This window comes from Achromobacter sp., assembly GCF_050285585.1.
Lineage (GTDB): Bacteria > Pseudomonadota > Gammaproteobacteria > Burkholderiales > Burkholderiaceae_B > Achromobacter.
On sequence record NZ_JBLZXF010000095.1, the window covers coordinates 1 to 3,073 of the forward strand.

General features: G+C 61.7%; 3 protein-coding genes. All 3 read right to left on the reverse strand.

Annotated elements, in window-relative coordinates:
- Positions 1 to 343 (reverse strand): cytochrome o ubiquinol oxidase subunit IV (gene cyoD / locus ACN6PJ_RS31355; RefSeq protein WP_427999517.1); only part of this gene is annotated, 343 nt, incomplete at its 3' end.
- Positions 343 to 957: a cytochrome o ubiquinol oxidase subunit III gene (cyoC, locus tag ACN6PJ_RS31360; RefSeq protein ID WP_042794897.1), complete on the reverse strand. Its 615-nt coding sequence runs from the start codon at positions 955 to 957 to the stop codon at positions 343 to 345. The genes cyoD and cyoC, both read right to left, overlap by 1 nt.
- Positions 958 to 960: 3 nt before the next feature.
- Positions 961 to 2,937 (reverse strand): cytochrome o ubiquinol oxidase subunit I, encoded by a 1,977-nt coding sequence (gene cyoB / locus ACN6PJ_RS31365; protein WP_427999518.1) that lies wholly within the window; start codon positions 2,935 to 2,937, stop codon positions 961 to 963.
- Positions 2,938 to 3,073: the final 136 nt, after the last annotated feature.

Consider the following 3,073-nt stretch of genomic DNA (forward strand, 5'->3'; position numbering starts at 1 on the left):
CGTGACCCATGTTGACGTTCATGTTGTACAGCACCCATGCCGAACCGCCGACGATGATGGCGATGATCATCACGGTGAACAGGAACGTGGCAAGGTTGTCGCGGGCCGACTTCGATGCGCCCATGTGCAGGAAGTACACCAGCTGCACCAGCAGCTGGATCACGCACAGCGCCACCACGCCGATGATGGTGATGGTGTGGGACAGCCCGCCGTTCATCACCAGGCCGAAGGAGCCGAAGGTGAGGAGCAGCGAGAGCACGAAACCGATGATGTAGGACTTCAGGCTGCCGTGGTCGGCGGCGTGATCGTCGTGGCCGTGTGCGGCCGCAGCGGAGTGCGACATCAGATGGCTCCCATGAGATAGACGAAGGTGAAGACGCAGATCCAGACGATGTCCAGGAAGTGCCAGAACAGGCTCAGGCACGCCAGGCGACGCTTGTTGATCGAGTCCAGGCCATGGCGGCGGATCATGTCCAGCAGGACGATGATCCAGATCAGGCCGAACGTGACGTGCAGGCCGTGCGTGCCGATCAGCGTGAAGAACGCCGACAGGTACGCGCTGCGGCCCGGGCCGGCGCCGATCGAGATCAGGTGATGGAATTCATAGACTTCCATCGCGATGAAGCCCGCGCCGAACAGGAACGTCACCATCAACCAGCCCATGGCGCGGCTCTTGTTGTTGGCGTGCACGTTCAGGTTGGCCATGCCGAACGTGAAGCTGGAGAACAGCAGCAACAGCGTTTCGACCAGCACGAACTTCAGATCGAACAGTTCCTTGCCCGTCGGACCGCCCGCGGTGGCGTTGAACAACACCGCGAACGTGGCGAACAGCACCGAGAAGATCAGCAGGTCGCTCATCAGATAGACCCAGAAACCGAAAACGGTCTTGGATCCATCGTCGTGATGCGCGTGATCGTCGTGACCCGCGTGGGGGTGAGTGGCTACGGCTTGAATCATGGCTCAGGCGGCCTTCTGCATTTTGTCAAAGTGAGCGTTTTCGATGCGTTCGACTTCCGCGGCCGGGACCCAGTAGTCGACGTCGCGGTCATAGGCGCGGACGATGAACGAACCGATCATGCCGACGAAACCGACGATGGACAGCCACCAGATGTGCCAGATCAGGGCGAAGCACATGACCAGGCCAAAGGCGCCGATGAATACGCCGGCGGCGGTGTTCTTCGGCATGTGGATGTCTTCGTACTTGGCCGGGCGCTTGTAGGCGCGGCCGTTCTGCTTGTCTTCCCAGAACTGGTCCAGCGAGTCGACGTGCGGCACGTGGGCGAAGTTGTAGAAAGGAGCGGGCGAGGAGATCGACCATTCGAGCGTGCGGCCGTCCCAGGGATCGCCGGTGATGTCCTGGTTCTGCTTGCGCTGGCGAACCGACACGAACACTTGCTGCAGCAGGAACCAGATGCCCAGCATGATCAGCGCGGCGCCGGCCAGGGCGACCAGCAGGTACGGCTGCCATTCGGGGTTGTCGTAGTGGTTCAGGCGGCGCGTCATACCCTTGAAGCCCAGGATGTACAGGGGCATGAAGGCCAGGAAGAAGCCGACGAACCAGCAGTAGAACGAATAGCGGCCCAGGCGTTCGTTCAGCTTGAAGCCGAAAGCCTTGGGGAACCAGTAGGTCATGCCGGCGATGCAACCGAACACCACGCCACCGATGATGGTGTTGTGGAAGTGGGCGATCAGGAACAGGCTGTTGTGCAGCACGAAGGACACGCCGGGGATGGCCAGCATCACGCCGGTCATGCCGCCGATGACGAACACGATCATGAAGCCCAGCGTCCACAGCACCGGCGTGGTGATGCGCAGGCGGCCGCGGTAGATGGTGAACAGCCAGTTGAAGATCTTCGCGCCCGTCGGGATCGAGATGATCATCGTGGCGATGCCGAAGAATGCATTGACGTTGGCCCCCGCGCCCATGGTGAAGAAGTGGTGCAGCCAGACCAGGAACGACAGCACGCCGATGGCGGCCGTGGCGTAAACCATGGACTTGTAGCCGAACAGCGTCTTGCGGGCAAAGGTGGCAACCACTTCCGAATACACGCCGAACGCCGGCAGCACCAGGATGTAGACCTCGGGGTGGCCCCAGATCCAGATCAGGTTCACGTACATCATGACGTTGCCGCCCATGTCGTTCGTGAAGAAGTGCGTGCCCAGGTAGCGGTCCATCGTCAGCAGCGCGAGCGTTGCGGCCAGCACGGGGAAGGCGGCGACGATCAGGACGTTGGTGACCAGCGAGGTCCAGGTGAAGATCGGCATCTTCATCAGGCTCATGCCCGGCGCGCGCATGCGCAGGATGGTCACGATGAAGTTGATGCCGCTAAGCGTGGTGCCCAACCCGGATATCTGGAGCGCCCAGATGTAGTAGTCCACCCCCACGCTCGGGCTGTAGTCCAGTCCGGACAGCGGCGGATAGGCGAGCCAGCCGGTCGCGGCGAATTCGCCCACGAACAGCGAGATCATCATCAGCGCGACGCCGGCGCCGAACAGCCAGAAGCTCAGCGAGTTCAGGAACGGGTAGGCCACGTCGCGGGCGCCGATCTGCAGCGGCACCACGAGGTTCATCAGCCCGGTGATGAAGGGCATCGCCATGAAGAAAATCATGATGACGCCGTGGGCGGTGAAGATCTGGTCGTAGTGGTGCGGCGGCAGGAAGCCGGCCGAGTCGGCGGAGGCGACCGCCAGCTGGGTGCGCATCATGATGGCGTCGGCGAAGCCGCGCAGCAGCATGATCAGGGCGACGATGATGTACATCACGCCGATACGCTTGTGGTCGACCGTGGTCAGCCACTCCGTCCAGAGGTACTTCCACTTACCGAAGTAGGTGATGGCGCCGAAGACCGCTAGGCCTCCCAGGCACACGGCGGCCAGCGTAACCATGACGATGGGTTCATGGTACGGAATGGCCTCGAGGGTGAGTTTCCCGAGCATTGTTAGTTAATTCCTGCGATCAGATTGTTCGACGTGGGGGTGCACGTGGCGGAGTCCACGCCGGCCATCTTGGTCATGGTGCTGCCAAGAATGAAATCAAACATGGCGGGGGGCGCCGAGGAGTACTTGACGACCG

Bases quoted from the DNA above. Each gene is read 5' to 3' on its own strand.
- cyoC (WP_042794897.1), bottom strand. From the start codon at position 957: ATGATTCAAGCCGTAGCCACTCACCCCCACGCGGGTCACGACGATCAC.
- cyoB (WP_427999518.1), bottom strand. From the start codon at position 2,937: ATGCTCGGGAAACTCACCCTCGAGGCCATTCCGTACCATGAACCCATC.